Here is a 6,677-nt window from a genome sequence, read left to right on the forward strand (position 1 = left end):
GATGTCCGAGACGATTGCCCACGAGGGGACCGACAAACCGGTCTACTTCGACCTCCACGAGCACGAGCACGAGCCTGGCGGAAGCACCATGCTCGGCTTCTGGATCTATCTGATGAGCGATTGTCTCATCTTTGCGATCCTGTTTGCGACCTACGGCGTTCTGGCCAGTGCCTATGCGGCGGGGCCGCGCCCCGATGAGATCTTCGAACTGCCGCTTCTGGCGGTGAACACGGCGATGCTTCTGTTCTCGTCGATCACCTACGGCTTTTCGATGATCGCCATGCAGAACCACAACAAGCAGGCGGTGCTGATCTGGCTGGCCGTGACGGCCCTCTTCGGCGCCTGCTTCGTCGGCATCGAGCTCTACGAGTTCGCCACCCTCATCCATGAAGGCGCAACGCCCGAGCGAAGCGCTTTCCTGTCGGCGTTCTTCACGCTCGTCGCCACCCACGGCCTGCACGTGTCCTTCGGCATTCTGTGGATGGTTATCCTCATGGTCCAGGTCGGCAAGTTCGGACTGATCGCGGACAATCGTCGCCGCCTGATGTGCCTGTCGATGTTCTGGCACTTCCTCGACGTCATCTGGATCGGCGTCTTCACCTTCGTCTATCTCATCCGGGTGATTTGATGAGCAGCGCCTCCCACGCCACGAATTCCCACGACGAGGCCCACGGCCACCACGAGGGCGGCGAGTCCCACTCGACGATCAGCGGCTACCTGACCGGCTTCGTCCTGTCGGTGGTCCTGACGGTGATCCCCTTCTGGCTGGTTATGGCGCGCCCGATCGAGGACGGCGTCCTGACGTCGATCCTCGTCATCTTCCTGGCCGTTGCCCAGATCTTCGTCCACATGGTCTACTTCCTTCACATGGACGCCAAGTCCGAAGGCGGATGGACGGTGATGGCGCTGATCTTCACCGTTGTCCTCCTTGTCATCACCATCTCCGGCTCGCTGTGGGTGATGTATCACCTGAACCAGAACATGATGCCGATGGGTGGCATGCATATGGAAGACGGTGAAATGGAGATGAACGCCGGTGGCGCGGGCCACATGATCCCTCGGAACGAACCGGCATCGGCGCCCGCCGACGGCGCGTCTGGCGCTCAATCAAACGGCGGTGGCGGCACGATGCAGGGCGTGGACATGGGCTCGTCCACGGCGCCTGCGAGCCACGGCGACCACTGAAAGACCGCCGGGCGGGAGCCGTAAGCCGCGTCGCTCGCAGACGGGTTTGCGGGCGTGAGCTTCGCCCGGCCTCGAGCCCGCAAGGCAGATCCCTTTGTCTAACGACCCGCAGGACCGTCACGCAGCAAAGACCGGGGACGCAGCCAAGAGCGGGCGGCCACGCGGCAGGCTCGGGAAGGTTCTTCTTGCCCTCGTCGGGCTTGTCCTCTTCGCGGTCTTCCTCGCTCTCGGCGTCTGGCAGCTGGAACGCCGGGTCTGGAAACTCAACCTGATCGCGGCCGTCAACGAGCGCGTCGCGGCCGCGCCGATTGCAGCGCCGGGCCCCGATGCCTGGCCCAGCCTCAGCTTCGACGGCGACGAATACCGGCATGTTTCGGTCTCGGGCAGCTTTGAAAAAGGCAAGTCGGTCTTCGTCCAGGCGACGACGGACTATGGCGGCGGCTTCTGGCTGGTCACGCCGCTGCGCGACCAGCGCGGCTTCACCGTCCTGATCAATCGCGGCTTTGTGCCGTCCAGGGATTTCCCCGCAGATCGCGGGCTTTCCGGCGCAAGCACCGAAGTCACCGGCCTGTTGCGGATGAGCCAGCCGGGTGGGGCATTCCTGCGCTCCAACGACCCGGCGGCCGGGCGCTGGTATTCGCGCGACGTCGAAGCCATCGCGGCGGCGAAGGACGTCGCCGGCCCGGTCGCGCCCTATTTCGTCGATGCCGGCTCGCCGCTCGAACGCCCGCCCCTGCCGAATGCCGAGATGGGCGCGCCGCCGCCGGGCACGGTCTCCTATCCGGTCGAGGGGCTGACGCGAACCACCTTCCGCAACCAGCATCTCCAATACGCCCTCACCTGGTTCGCGCTTGCGGGCCTCGTCGTGGTCGCGGCGGTGATCGTCGTTCGAAACGACCGCCGCCGAAGGGCCTGACGGGAGCCGTTTTGCGCTCTGGCGCCCTGCCCGCGGCTTTGTGGTTTCGCCGAGGGCCCGCTCATTCTAAGCTCGACTGATTGCCTGTGTGCAGAGAGATTCCATCATGAAAAGTCCCATCGTCTTCGACGGCCACAACGACTGCCTGCTGCGCCTTTATCTTGATGGCGGCGAAGCGGCGATCGAGGCCTTTCTGGGTAACGGCGGACCGGGCCATATCGATCTGCAAAAGGCCGAGGCCGGCAAGCTGAGGGGCGGGCTTTTCGCGATCTTCCCGCCGTCGCCGCGCGGTGGCCTCGATCTCTCCCGCATGCCGGCGGGCGGCTACGACTACCCCCTCCCCGCGCCACTCGAGGGCCCCGTTGCCGAGGCGGCCACCATCGCCATGGCGTCGATCCTGCTGCGGCTCGAGCGGCAGTCCAAGGGCCGCTTTCGCGTCTGCCGCTCCGTCGCCGAGATTCGCAGCGCTTGGAGCGACGGGGCGCTGGCGGCGGTGATGCATATCGAGGGCGCCGAGGCGATCGATCCCGGTCTCAGGATGCTCGACGTGCTTCATGCCGCCGGGCTGCGGTCGATCGGCATGGTCTGGAGCCGCAACAACCATTTCGCCCACGGCGTGCCGATGCGCTTTCCCTCTTCGCCCGACATCGGCGAAGGCTTGACCGCGGCCGGCGAACGCCTGGTGAAGCGCTGCAACGAACTCGGCATCCTCCTCGATCTGTCGCATCTCAACGAAAAGGGCTTTTTCGACGTCGCGCGCCTCTCCGACGCCCCCCTCGTCGCGACCCATTCCAACGTCCATGCCCTTTGCCCGGTCAGCCGCAATCTGACGGACAGGCAACTTGCCGCCATCGCGGAGACGAAGGGCGTCGTCGGGCTGAACTTCGCCACGGCCTTCCTGCGCGAAGACGGGGCGATGAATGCCGACACCGATCTCGATACGATGATCCGCCATCTCGACGCGCTCGTCGAAAGGCTCGGCGAGGACGGCGTCGCGCTCGGCTCCGATTTCGACGGTGCGGTGATCCCGGAGCCGATCGGCGACGCCAGCGGCCTGCCGAAGCTGTTCACCGCGATGGAGCGTCATGGCTATGGCAAGGCGCTGATCGACAAGATCGCTTACGAGAACTGGCTGAGCGTCCTCGAACGAAGCTTCAAGTCAGGCGGCGTTTGAACGGACGACCGAAGACTGCTTGAGAGTTCCGGCCGCTTGTCGTCGGGAGAGTGGACCGGCAAGCGTTCCCCTGCGGCCGCGTCCTGCGTGCCCGCAGGCACGCCCCGTCATGCGGCCGGTACTGCCTTGCTCGGACCGCCGTTGCGCCAACGGTCGGAATCGAAGGCGTATACCTCCATCTCTTCGCCGAAGCCGCGCAGCGGGAAGGGTCCGAGGCTTTCGAGGGCCCTCTGGCATCCCGCCTTTTCGGCAAAGGCCTTAGATACCAGCACCGGCCGCTGGACAGCCTTGGTGAGGTTCTCAAGCCGCGAGGCGGCGTTGACCGAGGGGCCGATGACCGTGAAGTCGAGCCGCCGGCGCGACCCGATATTGCCGTACATGACGTCGCCGAGATGGATGCCGACGCCGTATCGCAGCTTATCGCGCCCCTGCCCTGCCCGCTCGGCGTTGAGGCTGTCCATCGTATCCTCCGCCTCGACCACCGCCGACAACAGATCGTCGCAGGCCGTCGGGCGTTCCAGCGGGAAAATCGCCAGAAGCCCGTCGCCGATGAATTTCAGGATTTCGCCGCCATTGCGCTCGATCGGCTCGCAGATCGCGTCGAAATAGCCGTTCAGCAGCTCGATGACGTCGTCGCGCGGCCACAGATCGGAGATATGGGTGAAATTGCGCAGGTCGCAGACCATGATGGCGGCGGCGACCGTGGTGCCGCTGCCGCGGGTGATCGCGCCGGCCAGGATCTCCTCGCTGGCATGGGGGCCGACATAGGTCTCGAGCAACGTGCGCGCCAGACGGTTCTTCAGACGGATCTCGCTGACCAGCGCGAAGGCCGGCACGAGGTCGTGCAGGAAGGCGAGTTGCCCGTCGGTGAAACCCTGCGGTGCGTCGCTGGCAAAGGTGATGACATGCCGGCGGCCGAGGGTGTGCTGGATTGGCCAGGCCACGTAGTCGGTCATCCCCTCGCCGCGCAGCTCTTCGAACAGCGGAAAGCCGGGGTCCGAAGCCGTTTGCGTCAGGTCCCAGCGGACCTCCGTCCTGCCGGCATGCACGAGCGCGACAGGACTGCTGCGATAGCCAAGCGTTTCCAGTGTCCCGTGATCGAACGTGTCGATCTGAAGCTCGCTGACGCCCTTGCGCCAGACGAAGCGCGCTCCTAGCCACAGCGGATGTTCGATGCGGAAATGCACGGTCGCACGCGCCACCGGCAGACCCTCGGCGACCAGCCGGTCGCACAATTCCTGAAAGATCACGTCAGCAAAACGTTCGCTGGGCGTTTCCCCGATCAGCCAGTCGAGGATGCCACTGCGCCAGCGCGGCCACTGCCCTTTTGTTTCGGAGACAGCGCGATCCGCCGCACGGATGAGCTCCATGATCGTCTTCCTTCCATCGCCGCCGATATCGCGGATCACCAAATTAATACCGGGGTCAGCCCTGAGAAAGAGTCCTTTCGGTGGCGACGGCCCGCATGGCTTGCACCCGGATGTGCTCATCCGACCGCAGCGTACAAGACCGACCGAGCCGAATTACCGGCGACGCTGCGTTTTCGCATCGAGGAGATGGACATTTGCAGGGTCGGCCTGAAACCTGATCTCATCGCCCGGTTTCGCCATGAACGGCGCCCTGAGGGCGGCGTCGACGTGATCGGTGCCGCACCTCGGGCATGACGATGATCTCGTCGGCCATGGTCGCCGCCTCGATCTGGTTGCGGATAATGGCGGTGACGTAGTCGTCTCGAGGCGCTGGTGCAGCTCACGGCAGTTCGATCTGCATCTTGACGTCGCTCGGCGGCGCCGAGGCGGCGATCTCGAACGCCTTTACGCTGTCTTCGAAGCCGAAGGTCCGGGTGATCAGCGGCTTCACGTCGATCGTGCCGGAGGAAAGCATCTTCACGCAGCGCGGAAAGACATGGGCATAGCGAAAGATGTTCTCGACCCGCGCTTCGCGGATCATCGCGGCGCCGGCGTCGTAGGAGATCGGGTCGGGCTGACCGCCGATCATGACGACGCAGCCGCCGGGGGCCAGCGGCTCAAAGATACGGGCCGCAGCCTTCGGCGATCCCGTCGCCTCAAAGACGATGTCGCAGCCCCAGCCGTCCGTCTCCGCCTTCACCCGGTCGGCGATGCTTTCCTTCGAGGCATCGACGCCGGTGATCGCGCTGGAGAGGCTTTCGGCGATCTGAAGCTTCTTCTCGGCCAGATCGCTCACATAGACGCGCGCGCAGCCGCCGGCGATCGCCGAGAGCGCGGTGACGAGGCCGATCGGCCCGGCCCCCATGACGACGGCGACGTCGCCCGGCCTGATCCGTGCCTTGGTTGCGGCATGAACGCCGACGGCCAGCGGCTCGACCATCGCGGCTTCCGCAAAAGAGACGTTGTCGGGCAGTTTGTAGGTAAAGGCCTCGGGATGGACGCAGCTCGGCCTCAGAATGCCGTGGACCGGCGGCGTCGCCCAGAAGCGCACGGCCGGATCCACATTGTACATGCCGAGCCGCGTCGCCTTGGAGTTCGGATCGGGAATGCCGGGCTCCATGCAGACCCGGTCGCCTACCGCGAGGCTCGTCACATCCGCACCGATTTCGATCACCAAGCCGGAAGCCTCGTGGCCGAGGATCATGGGCTCTTCGACGACGAAGGGGCCGATCCGCCCATGGGTATAATAATGGACGTCGGAGCCACAGATGCCGACCGTGTGCAACTTGATGCGCACGTCACGAGCGCCGAGGCTCGCTTCGGCGGGCTCGATGGCGAAGTCGCGGAGCGAGAGTTCGCCCTTGCGTTCAAGAACCAGGGATTTCATGGCTCAGCCCTTTCAAACGATAAAGACTGCGATCGCAATCGCAACGGCATCGGCGACGTCGGGCGACAGCCCGGCCGACTCGACGAGGTGAAGCCGGAACAGGGTGAGCGCCCCCATACGACGCAGAAGAAGAACAGGACGATCCCTGTCGGGGCAAGGTGGACCGAGCCCAGCCTCTTGGAATGCGTGTCAGGGATCCTTTCATCGAAGACGGCGTACACCACCCGATCCAGGCTTGCGAGCGCTCGTCATTCGGGCGGCAACGATCATCCGACAGACCGCGCAACGAGGCATACGATCACCCCCTGCAGCAATTGCCTGCCCCAAGCCCATTGACAGGCCAAGCATCGGCTTCGTATATCGCCGCGTCGCCGCATTCCAAGCGGACCGGCGGCGGAGTAGCTCAGTTGGTTAGAGCAGCGGAATCATAATCCGCGTGTCGGGGGTTCAAGTCCCTCCTCCGCTACCAGATTTCCTTTTGTCCGGCCCGGAGACATGGGTGACAGAACGTTCCTAAGACATGGGTGACAATCTCGTGCCGAACGGATTGTCGATTGTTTGCAAGGTTCTCTGTTCCAGGTCGATATATCCCAGATCGTACCTCAT

General features: G+C 64.5%; 5 protein-coding genes, 1 tRNA gene and 1 pseudogene. 5 read left to right on the forward strand and 2 right to left on the reverse strand.

Going from position 1 to position 6,677, the window contains the following annotated elements:
• The first annotated feature begins 1 nt into the window (after position 1).
• From cyoC to J6595_RS18060, 4 genes and pseudogenes are all read left to right on the forward strand, one after another.
• A complete protein-coding gene (cyoC, locus tag J6595_RS18045; RefSeq protein ID WP_209596323.1) occupies positions 2 to 628 on the forward strand; it encodes a cytochrome o ubiquinol oxidase subunit III in 627 nt (208 codons plus the stop codon).
• Positions 628 to 1,014: pseudogene (gene cyoD / locus J6595_RS18050) on the forward strand (cytochrome o ubiquinol oxidase subunit IV); the annotation flags it as partial. The gene cyoC and the pseudogene cyoD, both read left to right, overlap by 1 nt.
• Positions 1,015 to 1,279: 265 nt before the next feature.
• Entirely contained in the window at positions 1,280 to 2,101 is an 822-nt protein-coding gene (locus J6595_RS18055; protein ID WP_209596327.1) for an SURF1 family protein, read from the forward strand.
• Positions 2,102 to 2,207: 106 nt separating this feature from the next.
• Complete coding sequence (locus tag J6595_RS18060) at positions 2,208 to 3,275, forward strand: dipeptidase (RefSeq protein WP_209596329.1); 1,068 nt, start codon at positions 2,208 to 2,210, stop codon at positions 3,273 to 3,275.
• 107 nt (positions 3,276 to 3,382) lie between these two features.
• Here J6595_RS18060 and J6595_RS18065 read toward each other — a convergent pair whose 3' ends face one another.
• Both J6595_RS18065 and J6595_RS18070 read right to left on the reverse strand, forming a co-directional pair.
• On the reverse strand, positions 3,383 to 4,645 hold the full coding sequence (locus J6595_RS18065) for an adenylate/guanylate cyclase domain-containing protein (protein ID WP_209596331.1): 1,263 nt from the start codon (positions 4,643 to 4,645) through the stop codon (positions 3,383 to 3,385).
• 379 nt (positions 4,646 to 5,024) lie between these two features.
• Positions 5,025 to 6,071 (reverse strand): NAD(P)-dependent alcohol dehydrogenase, encoded by a 1,047-nt coding sequence (locus J6595_RS18070; RefSeq protein ID WP_209596333.1) that lies wholly within the window; start codon positions 6,069 to 6,071, stop codon positions 5,025 to 5,027.
• Between the two features lie 392 nt (positions 6,072 to 6,463).
• On the opposite strand from J6595_RS18070, the gene J6595_RS18075 reads away from it, so the two are divergent.
• Positions 6,464 to 6,540 (forward strand) — tRNA-Met (locus J6595_RS18075).
• Positions 6,541 to 6,677: the final 137 nt, after the last annotated feature.

It is taken from the genome of Jiella mangrovi (genome assembly GCF_017815135.1).
Lineage (GTDB): Bacteria > Pseudomonadota > Alphaproteobacteria > Rhizobiales > Rhizobiaceae > Jiella > Jiella mangrovi.